Annotated in this window: 13 protein-coding genes; 10 read left to right on the plus strand and 3 right to left on the minus strand. The window is 69.8% G+C overall.

Features of this window, described 5'->3' with window-relative positions; all coding sequences use genetic code 11:
* The first annotated feature begins 76 nt into the window (after positions 1-76).
* Complete coding sequence (locus ACFZDA_RS05615; RefSeq protein WP_391075355.1) at positions 77-1,357, plus strand: pyroglutamyl peptidase; 1,281 nt, start codon at positions 77-79, stop codon at positions 1,355-1,357.
* Here ACFZDA_RS05615 and ACFZDA_RS05620 read toward each other — a convergent pair.
* Positions 1,308-2,135 (minus strand): EI24 domain-containing protein, encoded by an 828-nt coding sequence (locus tag ACFZDA_RS05620; protein WP_391075358.1) that lies wholly within the window; start codon positions 2,133-2,135, stop codon positions 1,308-1,310. The two genes, ACFZDA_RS05615 and ACFZDA_RS05620, sit on opposite strands and share 50 nt — an antisense overlap.
* A 297-nt stretch (positions 2,136-2,432) precedes the next feature.
* Here ACFZDA_RS05620 and ACFZDA_RS05625 point away from each other — a divergent pair, with 297 nt between their 5' ends.
* Positions 2,433-3,578, plus strand: coding sequence for a serine hydrolase (locus ACFZDA_RS05625; protein ID WP_391075361.1), 1,146 nt, complete (start codon positions 2,433-2,435; stop codon positions 3,576-3,578).
* Between the two features lie 88 nt (positions 3,579-3,666).
* Here ACFZDA_RS05625 and ACFZDA_RS05630 read toward each other — a convergent pair whose 3' ends face one another.
* The gene (locus ACFZDA_RS05630) at positions 3,667-4,689 is read right to left on the minus strand and encodes a zinc-binding dehydrogenase (RefSeq protein WP_391075364.1); all 1,023 of its coding nucleotides are present in this window, start codon (positions 4,687-4,689) and stop codon (positions 3,667-3,669) included.
* 113 nt (positions 4,690-4,802) lie between these two features.
* On the opposite strand from ACFZDA_RS05630, the gene ACFZDA_RS05635 reads away from it, so the two are divergent.
* Entirely contained in the window at positions 4,803-5,249 is a 447-nt protein-coding gene (locus ACFZDA_RS05635) for a MarR family transcriptional regulator (RefSeq protein ID WP_391075367.1), read from the plus strand.
* Positions 5,250-5,408: 159 nt separating this feature from the next.
* Complete coding sequence (locus ACFZDA_RS05640) at positions 5,409-7,769, plus strand: EAL domain-containing protein (protein ID WP_391075370.1); 2,361 nt, start codon at positions 5,409-5,411, stop codon at positions 7,767-7,769.
* A 23-nt stretch (positions 7,770-7,792) separates the two neighbouring features.
* Here ACFZDA_RS05640 and ACFZDA_RS05645 read toward each other — a convergent pair whose 3' ends face one another.
* Entirely contained in the window at positions 7,793-8,590 is a 798-nt protein-coding gene (locus ACFZDA_RS05645; RefSeq protein ID WP_391075373.1) for a hypothetical protein, read from the minus strand.
* Between the two features lie 241 nt (positions 8,591-8,831).
* Here ACFZDA_RS05645 and ACFZDA_RS05650 point away from each other — a divergent pair, with 241 nt between their 5' ends.
* The 6 genes from ACFZDA_RS05650 (at position 8,832) to mmsB (ending at position 16,233) form a co-directional block, all read left to right on the plus strand.
* Positions 8,832-9,995 carry an enolase C-terminal domain-like protein gene (locus tag ACFZDA_RS05650; protein WP_391075375.1) on the plus strand — a complete coding sequence of 388 codons (1,164 nt, stop codon included), beginning with the start codon at positions 8,832-8,834 and terminating at the stop codon, positions 9,993-9,995.
* 61 nt (positions 9,996-10,056) lie between these two features.
* Positions 10,057-11,061 (plus strand): alcohol dehydrogenase catalytic domain-containing protein, encoded by a 1,005-nt coding sequence (locus ACFZDA_RS05655; protein ID WP_391075378.1) that lies wholly within the window; start codon positions 10,057-10,059, stop codon positions 11,059-11,061.
* A gap of 111 nt (positions 11,062-11,172) precedes the next feature.
* Complete coding sequence (locus ACFZDA_RS05660; RefSeq protein ID WP_306967171.1) at positions 11,173-12,141, plus strand: hypothetical protein; 969 nt, start codon at positions 11,173-11,175, stop codon at positions 12,139-12,141.
* A gap of 142 nt (positions 12,142-12,283) precedes the next feature.
* The gene (gene chvE / locus ACFZDA_RS05665; protein WP_391075381.1) at positions 12,284-13,396 is read left to right on the plus strand and encodes a multiple monosaccharide ABC transporter substrate-binding protein; all 1,113 of its coding nucleotides are present in this window, start codon (positions 12,284-12,286) and stop codon (positions 13,394-13,396) included.
* A gap of 45 nt (positions 13,397-13,441) precedes the next feature.
* The gene (mmsA, locus tag ACFZDA_RS05670; RefSeq protein WP_391075384.1) at positions 13,442-14,992 is read left to right on the plus strand and encodes a multiple monosaccharide ABC transporter ATP-binding protein; all 1,551 of its coding nucleotides are present in this window, start codon (positions 13,442-13,444) and stop codon (positions 14,990-14,992) included.
* Positions 14,989-16,233, plus strand: coding sequence for a multiple monosaccharide ABC transporter permease (gene mmsB / locus ACFZDA_RS05675; RefSeq protein ID WP_391075387.1), 1,245 nt, complete (start codon positions 14,989-14,991; stop codon positions 16,231-16,233). Before mmsA ends, mmsB begins: the two co-directional genes overlap by 4 nt.
* Positions 16,234-16,290: the final 57 nt, after the last annotated feature.

Genomic DNA, 16,290 nt, shown 5'->3' on the forward strand with positions numbered 1-16,290 from the left:
CCACTCCCGTCACGCGATACTGCGGCCTTCCGGCACCACTCAGCGCACCCCACTGCGACGGAAGGCCCGAACTCCCTTGAAAACCCCGCGTATCCGGATAGGTGTCCTCGGCCTGGCCCTGCTGACCGGCTTCAGCGCCCCGACGGCCGCGAGCGCCGCCGAGACGGCTCCCTCCCCCACCGTCGAGGAGCGGCGGCTCGACCGGGCCGTCCCGCAGGAGATCCTTCGGCGTTCCGGATTCGACACCGTCGCCCCGGGGCTCGCCCGGGCGCTCGACAAGGCCCGTTCCTACGCGCAGGCCCGCCGGGCGGTCGTACGCGAGGGAACTCGGCTGTGGCGGCGGGCCGTCGACCGGGCGCAGGGGCGGGGTCCGGCAGAGCATGAAGGGCGCGAAGCGCTTCCCTGGCAGGGTGGTGGCGGGCGAGGGGCGGGCCTGAGCCGGGACGACGACCGGCCGCTGTACTGGGCGCGGCTCGGCATGACGCGTGAACTGCGCACCTGGGAGCCGGAGTTCGGCCTGACGGACGGGCAGCGGTCCGCGCTGCTGGACGAACTGGAGCGCACCTCACGCGGCCAGACGGCCATCGGCTATCCGGTGGGCAAGGGCCTGAAGCGGATCCTCGTCACCGGCTTCGACCCGTTCACCCTGGACCGGGACATCCGTATCTCCAACCCGTCCGGCGCCACCGCGCTCGCCCTCGACGGCACGGTGATCGAGACGGCGGACGGCCCGGCCCGGATCGAGACGGCCGTGTTCCCGGTGCGCTGGCGGGACTTCACGCAGGGCACGGTGGAGCGGGCGCTGCGGCCGTATCTGCCGAAGGTCGACCTGTTCACGACGGTGAGCCAGGGCCGGGTCGGGCGGTTCGACGTGGAGCGGACCAACGGGGCCTGGCGGGGCGGCTTCGCGGACAACGACGGCATCGGCCGCAGCGAGACCGTCCCGGTCACCGACCCGGCCTCGCAGCCGCAGTGGACGACGACCACGCTGCCGTACCGGGCGATCGTCGCCGCGGACACCGGCCGTTTCCCTGTGTACGACAACACCGGCGTCACGGAGATCCCGGCGGGCGGCACCGAGCCCGTCGTCCGCCCGGACGGGCCGACGCCCGGCTCGACCGCCCGGGAAGGCGGCGGCGGTGACTACCTCTCCAACGAGATCGCCTACCGGGCGACGCTGCTGCGGGACCGGCTGGGGCTGCGCGACGTCCTGCCGGGCGGCCATGTGCACACGCCCGTGCTCCAGTTCGGCGCCCAGAACACCACCGAGGTCACCGACCCGGAGTTCGTGCGGAACCGGCTGGACATCATCGCGCAGGTGAGGACGATCCTGAGGGTGGCCGCGCAGGAGTCGTGACGGCCCCGTCGCCCTCGGCGCCGTCCTCCCGGATCTCCTCGCCCAGCAGGTCCCGCGCCATGAGGGTGGCGCCGGCGACCGCGCCCGGCATCAGGAACACCGCGACGAAGGGGACCAGGAAGGCCACGGCCAGCGGCGTGCCGAAGCCCCAGACCAGGGTCTTGCGGGAGCGGAGCAGGCCGAGGCGGGTGCGCAGTCCGACGCCGCGGCGCTGGAGGGCGACGGCGGTCAGTTCCTCCGTGAGGAAGAAGCCGGTGACGAAGAACCCGATCACCGGTACGGCGGTCTGGCCGACGACGGGGATGAACCCGCACGCGAACAGCAGTACGCCCCACAGGGCGGCCCGTACGACGATCCGCAGGCTGTCCCGGGCGGAGATCCACAGCTCCCGCCAGAGCGGCAGCCCCGACTCGGGGGCGTGGCCGTCCGGGGACACGTCCTGGTCGACCTTCTCCGAGAGGTTCTCGTAGAAGGGCTGCCCGATCAGCAGGGTCACCGCGGTGAAGGTCACGACGGCGAGGAGCAGGGCGAGGGCGAACAGCACGGCGGTCAGGAAGCCGCGAAAGAGCCCGGGCCACGGGCCCGGCCAGCCGTCGGCGAACGGGGTCGCCCAGGTGACGGCGTCCTCGCCCCACAGCGCCAGCGCAACGAGCGCCGCCGCGTACAGGACGAGGGTGATCAGGCCCGGGAGCAGCCCGAAGCCGTAACTCCTGCCGTGCCGGGCCACCCACCGCTGGCCCTTCAGCAGGTACCGGAAGCCCACCCCGAGATCGCGCATGGGAAAACCCTATCGGGGCAGGCCGGACCGCTCCCCGACAGGGCCGTACGGGTCACCGTCGGCACCGAGGCGGCCTCGCCGCCGTTGAGTCGAACCGGCACACCTCGCCGTACCGATCTCCAAAGGCCCCGGAGGAGGTACGCGTGCGCACCACGAGAACCCTTCCGGGATCAGCGGCGGCCGGACGGTCCCGTCCGACGCCGAACACTCTTCCGAGACCACCCCGAGGGGGAATTCCCGCAGGTGGCGGGGGGCATTGTTCACAGTGGCACACAGCGGTTCAGTTGAGGAGAGCGGATGACGCAGGAGATCCACGGCACGGTGGCCGACGGCTTCGAGGGGGTGCGCGAGGAGTTCGCCGCGTTCGTGGCCGGGGAGCGCCCCGACTACGAGGGCCAGCTGTGCGCCTACGTCCACGGGCGCAGGGTCGTCGACCTGTGGGCGGGGACCGACGCGGACGCCCTCTACGGCGTGTTCTCGTCCACCAAGGGCGCCGCCTACCTGGTCGTCGCGCTCCTCGTCCAGGACGGCACGCTCGAGCTGGACCGCAAAGTGACGTACTACTGGCCGGAGTTCTCGGCCGAGGGCAAGGGCGCCCTGACCCTGCGCGACCTGCTCGCGCACCGGGCGGGCGTGGTCGGCACGGACACCGGCTTCACCCTCGCCGAGCTGGCCGACGACCGACAGCTCGCCGAACGCCTCGCCGACCAGCGGCCGTTCTGGCGCCCCGGCACGGCGTTCGGCTATCACGCGATGGTCAGCGGCGCCCTGGTGGGCGAGGTCGTGCGCCGCGCCGCGGGCCGCACGCTCCAGGAGGTCTACCAGGAGCGGATCCGCACCCCGTACGCCCTGGACTTCCACCTCGGCCTGCCCGCGCCCCACGAGCCGCGCTTCCGCACCACCCAGCCGATGGCCCCGACCCCGGAGCAGCAGGCCTTCCTCGACGCCACGCCCACGGGTCCGCACACGCTCGCCTCGATCGCCTTCAACCGTCACGCCGCGGAACCGACCGACCTCACCTCGCTGCCCAACATGCCGCTGGTCCGCGCCAAGGGCCCGGCCTCGGTGGGCGCGGTGGCGTCCGCGCGGGGCCTGGCCGGGATGTACGCGGCGGCGATCAGCGAGGTGGGCGAGCAGGCGCCGCTGCTGAAGCCGGACACGGTGGCGGAGTTCGGCCAGATCCACTCGGTCGGCTACGACCTGGTGGCACGTGCCCACAGGGCGTTCGGGCTGGGCTTCCAGATCACGGCCGACGTGGCGCACCCGTTCCTCGGTGCCGGGACGATCGGGCACAGCGGCGCGGGAGGCTCGCAGGCCTTCGCCGACCCGTGGAGCGGCCTGGCGTACGGCTACACGCGCCGCCGTTTCGCCTTCCCGGGCGGCGCGGCCCCGGAGAACGACCGCCTGGCGCGGGCGGTCCACACGGCGGCGCTCGCGCTCTGAGGCCCGGGCACGGACGAAGGCCGCACCCCACGTCCAAGGGTGCGGCCTCCGCGTACGCAACGACCGGGCCGGGCCGGGGTCACGGGTGTCAGAGCTTGACGATCATCTTCCCGGTGTTGTCACCGCGCAGCACACCCAGGAAGGCTTCGAGGTTGTTCTCGATGCCCTCGACGACGGTCTCCCGGTACTTCAGCTCACCGGAGGCGACCCAGGGGGCGACCTCCCGCACGAACTGCGGCTGAAGGTCGTAGTGGTCCCCGACCAGGAAGCCCTCGATACGGCCGCGGGTCTGGATCAGGCGGGCGAGGTTCCGCGGGCCCGGGGCGGGCTCGGTGTTGTTGTACACGGAGATCATCCCGCAGACGGCGATCCGCCCGCCCTCGTTGAGGGACCCGATGGCGGCCTCCAGGTGATCACCACCGACGTTGTCGAAGTACACGTCGATCCCGTCGGGAGCCGCGGCCCGCAGCTGCTTGCCCACGGGGCCGTCCTTGTAGTTGAAGGCGGCGTCGAAGCCGTACTCGTCGACGAGCAGCTTCACCTTCTCCGCCGACCCGGCGGACCCGATGACCCGCGAGGCGCCCTTCAGCTTGGCGAGCTGCCCGACCTGGCCGCCCACGGCGCCTGCGGCACCGGAGACGAAGACGGTGTCGCCCTCCTTGAAGGCGGCGGTGCGCAGCAGCCCCGCGTAGGCGGTGAGGCCGGTCATGCCCAGCACGCCGAGGTACGTCGACAGCGGCGCGGCGTCCGGGTCCACCTTCACGGCGTTCTTCGCGGTCACGGCGGCGTACTCGCGCCAGCCGAGGAAGTGCAGCACGTGGTCGCCCACGGCCAGCCCCTCCACGTCGGAGGCCACGACCTCGCCGACCGCACCGCCCTGCATGACCTTGCCGAGCTCGAACGGGGCGACGTAGGACTTCGCGTCGCTCATCCGGCCGCGCATGTACGGGTCCACGGAGAGGTACTTGTTCCGCACGAGGACCTGCCCCTCACCCGGCTGCGGCAGCTCCGCCTCGACGAAGGCGAAGTCCTCGGGCTTCGGCCAGCCGACGGGGCGGCTGACCAGGTGCCACTCGCGGCTGACGGCGGGGAGGGCGGAGGTGTCGGACATGATGCGCCTTTCCACTGACTCGACGTGCTCGGCTCGACGGGTTGTTTCAGTACCTGAAACAACCATGCTCCTGAAAATTTCAGGTTGTCAAATAACCGGGTACCCTCGATTCCATGGCCTCCACCACATCCACCTCCCCGAACAGCCACCGCCCCGATCCGCTGACCCTCGAGGTCGTCGAGCTCATCGGGGAGGTCGTGGCGCGGTTCCACGAGGACTACGAGGAGGCGGCGGCGGAACACGCGCTGACCGGGGCGCAGGCGCGGTTGCTGAGCCTGCTGTGTCTTGAGCCGCTGCCGATGCGCAGGCTCGCGCAGCGGCTCAAGTGCGAGCCGTCGAATGTCACGGGCATCGTGGACCGGCTGGAGGCGCGGGGCCTGGTGGAGCGGCGGCCGGACCCCTCGGACCGCAGGGTGAAGGTGGCGGCGGCGACGGGTGAGGGGCGGCGGGTGGCCCGGAGTCTGCGGGAGTCGTTGCGGTTCGCCCGGGAGCCGCTGGCCGGGCTCTCCGAGGGGGAGAGGGTGGCGCTGCGGGACGCGTTGCGGGGGATGCTGGGGTGAACCAACCGCGCCGTCCCGTCGCGGTGGAACCCCTTGCCCTGCCGCTGCCGCGCCCGAGAGGCGCGGTTGCGATCTTTCCCGAGCCGCCTTTATGTGGAACGCACAGGCAGCCCCTGTGACCGACCAGGCCACCTGGACGGTTACGTCCGCGGAGGTGTCATGCAGGAGGCGCAGAGCAGGGCACTGCGCAGGCGCGGGAACGCCTGGTGGTGGTTCCTGGCCGTCGGCCTTGCGGTGATCATCCTTTACCTCGTGGTCACGGCCCCCGTACGCCACCTGTTCTCCTCGATGCTGGCGGCCGGCGCCACGGTCGCGATCCTGGTCGGCGTCCGGTGGCACCGGCCGCGCCCGAGCCGGTCCTGGTATCTGTTCGCTGCCGGCATGGGGCTGTACACGGTGGCGGACGCCATCTTCGGCGCCTTCCAGGTCGCGGGCACGCCGGTGCCGTTTCCCTCACCGGCCGACGTGCTGTATCTGGCGGCTTATCCGTGCTTCGCCGCCGGCCTGATCAGCCTGATCGCGACACGGCGCAGTGGCGGGCGATGGGGGGCCGTGCTGGATGCGGGGATCATCACCCTGGGAATGTCCACCCTGGCCTGGGCGTTCGTCGTCATGCCCTACCTGCGCGGTCATCTGTCGGCGCTGGCGCTGACGGTCTCCCTGGCCTACCCGCTGGCCGATCTGCTGCTGCTGGGCATGGCCGCCGAGCTGGTGCTCGTCGCGGGAGTCCGCCTGCCGGCCCTCGCGCTGTTCACTGTGTGGGTTGCTGCCACGCTGGTCGCCGATGCCCTGTACTACTCCACCCTGGCCGTGACCGGCGCCCCGATCGCCGCCGACGTCTCCTATGCCCTGTGGATGGCCTCCTATGCGCTGCTCGGCGCCGGCGCCCTGCACCCGTCCATGGGCAGGACGACCCAGCTGGTGCCGCGCAGCCGGGAGAGGCTGTCCCGTGTGCGCATGACCGTCCTCACCCTGCCCGCCCTCTTCGGTCCCGTCGTACTGATCGCGGACATCGGAGGCGTGCGCGGGCAGGCCACACACGCCATGGTCATCGCGAGCATCGTGTGCGCTCTGACCGTGTTGCTGGTCGTGCGCATCATGCTCCTGGCGCAGTTCGCCGAAGCCCAGGCCGACCAGGCCAGCGCCCGGGCGGGTATGGCTGAGGACGCCTTGCGCCGGCAGACCTCGCTGGAACGGCGGCTCACCCACCAGGCCTTCCACGACGACCTGACCGGCCTGGCCAACCGAGCCCTGTTCGTCCAGCAGCTGGAATACGCCCTCAGCCGCCCCACGACGCCGCGGAACACCGTCCTGCTGCTGATCGACCTCGACGGCTTCAAGGACATCAACGACAGCCTCGGCCATCCGGTGGGCGACGAGCTGCTCATCACCGTCGGCCACCGGCTCCTGGGCACGGCGCGCCGCAACGACACCGTCGCCCGCATGGGCGGGGACGAGTTCGCCATCCTGGCCCAGGACCTCAAGGAGATCCCCGCCGAGACGTACGCCCAGCGGTTCCTGGACCGCTTCAAGGAGCCCTTCGCGGTCTCCGGCCACAGCAGCGTCTTCATCAGCGCCAGCATCGGCGTCGCCACCGTGGCCGAACCGACCACGTTCAACGACGCGCTCCGCCACGCCGACATCGCCCTGTACGTGGCCAAGGAACGCGGCCGCAACCGCGCGGAACTCTTCGAGCCCACGATGAGCCTGGCACGCCAGAGCCGAGCCCGCATCGCCCAGGACCTTCGCTACGCGCTGCCCCGCAACGAACTCACCGTGCACTACCAGCCGGTCATCCACCTGCCCACCGGCCAGGTCACCGGCGTGGAGGCACTGCTGCGCTGGGAGCGGGGCGGGCGGTCCCCCACCCCGCCGGAGGTGTTCGTGCCCGTCTCCGAGGAGACGGGCCTGATTCGCCCCATCGGCACCTGGGTGCTGCGCGAAGCCTGCCGCCACGGCCGGAAACTGCGCGACACCGTCCCGAAAGCCGAGGCCTTGAGCGTGGCCGTCAACGTCTCCGGCAGACAGCTCAAGGACCACCGGTTCCCCGACACCGTGCAGCAGGTTCTGCACGAGACCGGGTTCCTCCCGGACTCCCTGGTTCTGGAGATCACCGAGAGCACCCTCGTGACCGACGCCGAGACCACGTCCCCCCACATTCGCGCACTGCGCGACCTCGGTGTACGTATCTCCATCGACGACTTCGGCACGGGATACTCTTCCCTGGCCTACCTGCGCGACCTGCCGGCCGACATCGTCAAGATCGACCAGAGTTTCGTCCTGCGAGGCGGCGACGATGTCGACACGAGCCTCATCCAGGCCATCCTCCAGCTCGGACACGCCCTCGACCTGGACGTGATCGCAGAGGGCGTGGAGACCCACCACCAGGCACAGCGGCTGGACTCACTCGGCTGCCCCTACGGCCAGGGCTTCTACTACTCCCCGCCCCTTGCCCCCGCGGCACTGGAGGCCTACCTCACGACCCAGGCGATCCTCACACCCTCCAGCTCACGCCTCTGACCACGCGACAGACCGCCCAGGCGCTACGCGCACCACCACAGGAAGCGGTTGCAGGTCTCCGAAGGGGACGGCTCCGGCACCGGGGGCGGGGGCTTCGGGTCCTGGGTTCGGCTCGGAGCCGGGGCCGGGGCCGGCCTGGCGGTCGTGGGGCCCGACGTCGGGCCGCTGGGGGGCGTGTCCGTCGACGTGGAGTCGGAGTCCTTCGGCGTCTCGTCGTCCTTCGCGTCCTTGGATCTGCCGGGCTTCGGAGACCTGGAAGCCGACGGGGAGTCAGACACGCTGGGTGAGGGGGATGATGATCCCTCACGCCCGGCCCCGGCCCCCTCGCCCTGGCCGCCCGTCTCCCCCGCCTCCGTCGACGCGTCGCCGTCCGCCGACTCATCCCCCGCCGCCGCCGGCTTCGGCGTCGACTTGGGCGCGTCCATGCCGAGCTCCGCGAGGCTCAGCCCACCCGCCGCCAGCACGAACCCCGCCGCGACGAACAGTGTCCGGCGCCGCCGGCGGCGATGCGCGGCGGCCTTCCGGTCCCGCCGGCTCGTCGCACCACCCGGGCCGTCACCGAGCGGCCCGTGCTCGCTCGCACGTCCACGCCGCCGGGCAGCCCGCCCCAACGGCTCGCCGTCGTCGCCGTGTTCACCATCGGAGCCGTTCGGCTCAGCGGATTCACCCGACCCGCCCCACACGCCCTCTCCGTCCTGGGGAAGGGCGTCGTACCCGCCGTACTCCGGCTCACGCCGGCGCAGCGCATCGGCTGAGGTGCCGCACCCCGGGCAGGCGAGCGCGCCGTTGAGGTGCCGTCGGCACGGGTCGCAGTAGTCCATGACGCGGGAAGATTAAGTTCCCCGCCGGTCACGTTCCTAGATCCATCTGTGAAGGTTCTGTAGGGACACGCCGCCCCCATGGTTTCGAAACTGTCGAAACCGTTATGCGCGCGACCCATTGACACTCCCACCGCCCCGTCTTTACTGTCACGCCAGCATTTCGAACGTGTGCCGAAATCTCGAACACACCGAACGGAATGGCTGACAGAACCGAGCCGACGAGCTGCGAGGGAAAACCGCCGTGCGCATCACCGGAATCAGCACACACGTGGTCGGGACGCCGTGGCGCAACCTGACGTACGTCCAGGTGCACACCGACGAGGGGATCACCGGAGTCGGCGAGACCCGGATGCTGGGACACACCGACGCCCTTCTCGGATACCTGAAGGAGGCTGAGGTCAATCACATTCTCGGCTCCGACCCCTTCGCTGTCGAGGACCTCGTCAAGCGGATGAAGTACGGCGACTACGGCCGCGCCGGCGAGATCGTGATGTCCGGCATCGCCGTGATCGAGATGGCCTGCTGGGACATCAAGGGCAAGGCCCTCGGCGTCCCCGTCTGGCAGCTGCTGGGCGGCAAGGTCACCGACAAGGTCAAGGCGTACGCCAACGGCTGGTACACCACCGAGCGCACCCCGGAGGCGTACCACAAGGCGGCCCAGGGGGTCATGGAGCGCGGCTACCGGGCGCTCAAGATCGACCCCTTCGGCACCGGCCACTTCGAGCTGGACCACGAGCAGACCCTCTACGCCGTCTCCCTGATCGAGGCCGTCCGGGACGCCATCGGCCCCGAGGCCGAGCTGATGCTGGAGATGCACGGCCGCTTCTCCCCCGCCACGGCCGTACGCCTGGCCAAGGAGCTCGCGCCGTTCAAGCCGGCGTGGCTGGAGGAGCCGGTCCCGCCGGAGAACCTCAAGGCCCTGGAGAAGGTCGCCGCCAAGGTCGACATGCCGGTCGCCACCGGTGAGCGGATCCACGACCGGATCGAGTTCCGCGAGCTGTTCGAGAGCCAGGCCGTGGACATCATCCAGCCGGACGTCGGCCATATCGGTGGAATCTGGGAGACCAGGAAGCTCGCGGCGACGGCCGAGACCCACTACATGCTGGTGGCCCCGCACAACGTCGGCGGCTCGGTCCTGACCGCCGCCTCCCTCCAGGTCGGCTTCACCTCCCCGAACTTCAAGATCCTTGAGCACTTCAATGACTTCGCGGACGCGGAGATCAAGAAGGTGGTCAAGGGCGCCCCGCAGGTCAACCCGGAGGACGGCTGCTTCCACCTCTCCGACGCCCCGGGTCTCGGCGTGGAGCTGGATGTCGACGCCGCCGCCGAGTTCCCGCAGCAGCAGGCCCGCTTCGACCTCTGGGCGGACGGCTGGGAGCAGCGCAAGCCCAAGGGCGCCCAGTGACCGTCCGGGCCCCGGAAACCCGCAGCGGGCGACCGAAACCTTCGAAAACCTCAGGAGCGACGTGAGCACCGCGGTAGTGATCGACGCGCCGGGCGAGCACCGCCTCGTCCCGCACGAGCCCCGGCGGCCCGAGGCCGGCGAGGCACTGGTGCGCGTCCACGCCTCCGGGATCTGCGGCAGCGACCGCGAGGTCTACCAGGGCAACCGCCCCGAGGGCTACGTGCGCTACCCGCTCACCCCGGGCCACGAGTGGTCCGGGACCGTCGAGGCCGTGGGCGCCGGTGTCCCCGAGTCCCTCGTCGGCCGCAAGGTCGTCGGTGAGGGCTTCCGCAACTGCCAGGTCTGCGACCGCTGCCACGCGGGCGACACGACCCTGTGCACGGCCGGTTACGAGGAGACCGGGTTCACCCAGCCGGGCGCGATGGCGGCCACGCTGACGCTCCCCGCCCGTCTTCTGCACGCCCTCCCGGACGACTGCGACCTCACGGCCGCGGCCCTCCTGGAGCCCGCCGCCTGTATCGCCGCTGCCGCGCTGAAGGGGAACGCACAGCCCGGCGAGCGCGTCGCCGTGGTCGGCACCGGCACGCTCGGCATGTTCGCCGTGCAGTTCCTGAAGGCGAACTCGCCCGGCGAGCTGCTGGTCGTCGGCACCCGCCGGGACCGTGAGGCGCTGTCGCGGCAGTACGGCGCGACGGACTTCCGGACGAAGGACCAGGACCTCCCGGACGACTTCGACGTGGTGATCGAGACGGCCGGGTCCGCGGACGCCGCCCGGATCTCCGCCGCCCTGCTCCGGCGCGGCGGCCGGCTGGTCCTGACCGGCATCCCGGCGCCGGGCGCCGACGGTCTCGACCCGACCGACCTCGTCGTACGGCAGCTGGAGGTGCACAGCGTCTTCGGTGCTCCGCCGGACGCCTGGGCGCACACGGTGCGGGTGTTCGCCGCCGGGTTGCTCGACCCGCTGCCGCTGGTGACACACGAGCTGCCGCTCGCCGAGTTCTCGCAGGCCATCGAGCTGGTGGGAGCGGGCGATCCGAAGGTGGGCAAGGTGCTGCTCCGCCCCTAGACGTACGCCGGTACGGGGGCAACCTGACGGCTCCCGTACCGGCGTACACCCAGCCTTGCCCTACCCAGAGCCGCGAACCTCGTCCGAAATACCGAACCGAAGGACATTCCTGTGACCGACGCTTCCGCCACGGCAGCCCGTAGGCCCGGTGAGCAGGCGCTCACCACGCTGGGCCTGAGCGCGCCCGCCCTCGACCCCGCCGACGCCTCGCCGCACTCCTTCCCCGGCGGCGGCCGCTGGCGCACCGAGATCCCCTCGTGCGAGGGTCCCGAGGCGCTGGCGGTGGTCCTGAAGGAGGCCTCGCGGCTGGACGTGCCGATCCACCGGATCAGCCAGGGCAGCGGCGTGTGGATGCTGACCGACGCCGAGATCACCGAGATGGTCGAGGCGACGGCCGAACGCGACATCGAGCTCTGCCTGTTCACCGGCCCGCGCGGCACCTGGGACATCGGCGGGTCCACGCGCACCGACTCGCGGGGGGCCGGACTGCGTGCCCGCGGCCACGACGCCGTCGCCGGGTGCGTCGAAGACGCCGTGCGCGCAACGGAGTTGGGCGTCAAGTGCCTGCTCGTCGCCGACGAGGGCGTGCTGTGGACGCTGCACCGGGCGAGAGCCGCCGGGATCATCCCGGCCGACACGACCCTCAAGGTGAGCGCGCTCATCGGGCCCGTCAACCCGGCGGCGTACGCGGTGTACGAGAAGCTGGGCGGCGACTCGATCAACGTGCCCAGTGACCTGACGCTCGATCACCTCACCGAGATCCGCCGGGTGTCGGGCGCTCCGATGGACATGTACATCGAGGCCCCGGACGACCTCGGGGGCTACGTCCGGATGTACGAGGTCGCCGAGCTCATCCGGCGCGGCGCACCGCTCTACCTGAAGTTCGGCCTGTCCAAGGCGCCCGGGATCTATCCCTACGGGCACCACATGCGGGAGCTGACCCTGGCCACGGCCAAGGAACGCGTGCGGCGCGGCCGCCTCGCCCTGGACCTGCTGGCCCGCCACGGAGCCGACGGCGACATGGCCCCGCTCGGGTCCCGGCTGCCGGGCGATCTGCAACGGTTCGAAATCCCGGCATAACGTTCCGGAAACTCGGCTTCACAAAAGAAACCACAGCCGACCACAATCCGACACATCTCTTCTCGGTCTTTCCGGCACGACCACCCGGAGCGACTTCGCGCCTCCCAGACCGAGCCCTGCACACAGATCAAGGATGATCATCATGCGTAATCGCAGAGCCGCTCTCGCCGCCATAGCCGGAGCCGCGTCCCTCGCCCTGACCCTGTCCGCCTGCGGGCAGAACAGTGAAGGCGGCAGCGAGGAGGGCAAGGGCAGCGCCAAGGGCGGGACCATCGGCATCGCGATGCCGACCAAGTCCTCCGAGCGCTGGATCCTCGACGGCGCCCACGTGGTGAAGGACCTCAAGGCCAAGGGCTACAAGACCAAGCTGGTCTACGGCGAGGACGACCCGGACCAGCAGGTCTCGCAGGTCGAGAACCTGATCACGCAGGGCGTCAAGGCGCTGATCGTCGCGGCCATCGACAACAAGTCGATGAACAACGTGCTCCAGCAGGCCAAGGACGCGAACATCCCGGTCATCTCCTACGACCGCCTGATCCTCGGCAGCCCGAACGTCGACTACTACGCGTCGTTCGACAACGAGAAGGTCGGCGAGCTCCAGGGCACCTACATCGTCGAGAAGCTCGGCCTGAAGGACGGCTCCAAGAAGGGCCCGTTCAACATCGAGCTGTTCGCCGGCTCCAACGACGACAACAACACCCGCTACTTCTTCCAGGGCGCGATGAAGGTCCTCCAGCCCTACATCGACAAGAAGCAGCTCGTCGTCCGCTCGAAGCAGACCGCCCTCAACCAGGTCACCACCCTGCGTTGGGACGGCGGCCAGGCCCAGAAGCGCATGGACGACATCCTGACCTCCGCCTACAAGACCGCCCGGGTCGACGCGGTGCTCTCGCCGTACGACGGCATCTCCATCGGCATCCTCTCCGCGCTGAAGTCGGACGACTACGGCTCCAAGAGCAAGCCGCTGCCGGTCGTCACCGGCCAGGACGCCGAGGTCGCCTCGCTGAAGTCGATCGAGGCGGGCCAGCAGACGCAGACCGTCTTCAAGGACACCCGCGAACTCGCCAAGGTCGCCTCGAACATGGTCGACGCGGTGCTGAACGGCAAGAAGCCGGAGGTCAACGACACCAAGACCTACGACAACGGCACGAAGGTCGTGCCCGCCTTCCTGCTGAAGCCGGTGAGCGTCGACAAGTCCAACTACCAGAAGGTCGTCATCGACTCGGGTTACCACACGGCCGCCGACCTCAAGTAACCGCCAGGATCGCAGGGATCAAAAACAGGATTGGAAGGCACGACCATGGCGGGACCCGTCCTGGAAATGCGCTCGATCGTCAAGACCTTTCCCGGCGTCAAGGCGCTGTCGGACGTCACTCTGACCGTCCAGCAGGGCGAGGTCCATGCCATCTGCGGGGAGAACGGCGCCGGCAAGTCGACCTTGATGAAGGTCCTCTCCGGCGTCTACCCGCACGGGACGTACGAGGGCGAGATCCTCTTCGAGGGAGAGGTCTGCGAGTTCAAGGACATCCGCGCCAGCGAGCAGCGCGGCATCGTCATCATCCACCAGGAGCTGGCGCTGGTGCCGTACCTCTCCATCGCGGAGAACATCTTCCTCGGCAACGAGCACGCCACCCGGGGGATCATCAGCTGGACCGAGACGCTCAAGCACGGCACCGAGCTGCTGCGGCGGGTCGGCCTCACCGATCACCCCGACACCCGCGTCGCCGACATCGGCGTGGGCAAGCAGCAGCTCGTGGAGATCGCCAAGGCCCTGTCGAAGAAGGTGAAGCTGCTCATCCTGGATGAGCCGACCGCCGCGCTGAACGACGAGGACAGCGGCAAACTCCTGGACCTGATCCTGGAGTTGAAGAAGCAGGGCATCACCGCGATCATCATCTCCCACAAGCTCAACGAGATCCGCAAGGTCGCCGACTCGGTGACGATCCTGCGCGACGGGCAGACCATCGAGACGCTCGACGTGAAGGCCCCGGAGACCACCGAGGACCGGATCATCAGCGGGATGGTCGGCCGCGACCTGGAGCACCGCTTCCCGGAGCGGTCGCCGCACGAGCCCGAGGAGGGCGTGGCGCCCGCCCTGGAGATCCGGGACTGGACCGTGTTCCACCCGATCGACCAGCAGCGCAAGGTCGTCGACGACGTCTCCCTCCAGGTGCGCCGCGGCGAGATCGTCGGCATCGCGGGCCTCATGGGCGCCGGCCGCACCGAACTCGCGATGAGCGTCTTCGGGCGGACGTACGGCAGGTACGCGGGCGGCACGGTCCTCAAGGACGGCAAGGAGATCCGTACGAAGTCCGTCCCCGAGGCGGTCAAGCACGGGATCGCGTACGTCACCGAGGACCGCAAGCACTACGGTCTGAACCTCATCGACACCATCAACCGGAACATCTCGCTGAGCGCCCTGGGCAAGGTCGCCAAGCGAGGGGTGATCGACGAGCACGAGGAGCGGCAGGTCGCCGAGGGCTTCCGCAAGTCCATGAACATCAAGGCGCCGACCGTCTTCGAGCCGGTGGGCAAGCTGTCCGGCGGCAACCAGCAGAAGGTCGTCCTCAGCAAGTGGATCTTCGCGGGCCCGGACGTACTGATCCTGGACGAGCCGACCCGAGGCATCGACGTCGGCGCCAAGTACGAGATCTACACGGTCATCGACCAGCTGGCCGCCCAGGGCAAGGCGGTCGTCTTCATCTCCTCCGAGCTGCCCGAACTGCTCGGCATGTGCGACCGCATCTACACGATGGCCGCCGGGCGGCTGACCGGTGAGTTCTCACGGGCGGAGGCCTCACAGGAATCGCTGATGCGTCAGATGACGAAGGACAAAGAGGTAACCCGATGAGCACGGATCTGACCGCCAAGTCGCCGGCCCCCGCGCCGCCCGGCAAGTCAGGGGCGGCGGGCGGCGACGGCCTGCTCCAGCTGATGCTGGACGGCATGCGCCGCAACATGCGGCAGTACGGCATGCTGTTCGCGCTCGGCCTGATCGTGGCGCTGTTCGCCGTGTGGACCGACGGCGACCTGCTGCTGCCGCGCAACGTCTCCAACCTGGTGCTGCAGAACAGCTACATCCTCATCCTCGCGATGGGCATGATGCTGGTGATCATCGCCGGCCATATCGACCTGTCGGTCGGCTCGTTGACGGCGTTCATCGGCTCGATGGCAGCCGTGTTCATGGTCAAGAACGACCTGCCCTGGCCGGTCGCGGTGATCCTGTGCCTGGTCGTGGGCGCCGTCGCGGGCGCGATCCAGGGGTTCTTCATCGCGTACGGCGGCATACCGTCGTTCATCGTGACCCTCGCGGGCATGCTGATCTTCCGCGGTCTGACGGAGATCTTCCTCGAGGGGCAGACCCTCGGCCCGTTCCCGACCGGGCTGCAGAAGGTCGCCAACGGCTTCATGCCCGAGGTCGGCCCGAACACGAACTACCACAACCTCACCCTGCTGCTCGGCCTGGCGCTGATCGCGTTCGTGGTCTTCCAGGAGTTCCGCGACCGCCGTCGCCAGCAGGAATTCTCCCTGGACGTCCTGCCGTTCAAGCTGTTCCTGCTGAAGCTGGTCGCGCTCGCCGCCGCCGTGCTCGTCGTCACGATGCTGCTGGCCAGCTACAAGGGCGCCCCGATCGTCCTGCTGATCCTCGGTGTGCTGCTCGTCGGCTTCGGCTACGTCATGCGCAACGCGATCGTCGGCCGTCACATCTACGCCATCGGCGGCAACCTCCCGGCGGCCAAACTGTCGGGTGTGAAGGACAAGAAGGTCACCTTCCTGGTCTTCCTGAACATGGGCATGCTCGCGGCCCTGGCGGGTCTGGTCTTCGCCGCCCGCTTCAACGCGGCCTCTCCCAAGGCCGGCCTCAACTTCGAGCTGGAGGCGATCGCCGCCTCGTTCATCGGCGGCGCGTCGATGAGCGGCGGTGTGGGCACCGTCCTCGGCGCGATCATCGGTGGCCTGGTCCTGGGCGTGCTGAACAACGGTATGAACCTCGTCGGCATCGGCACCGACTGGCAGCAGGTCATCAAGGGCCTGGTGCTCCTGGCGGCGGTCGGGTTCGACGTGTGGAACAAGCGCAAGGTCGGTTCGTAAGTCAGATCGGGGCCCCGCCGCCAAGGCGGGGCCCTCTCCTCATCGGGAGCCGCACGC

This window comes from Streptomyces sp. NPDC007991, from assembly GCF_042958445.1.
Classification (GTDB): domain Bacteria; phylum Actinomycetota; class Actinomycetes; order Streptomycetales; family Streptomycetaceae; genus Streptomyces.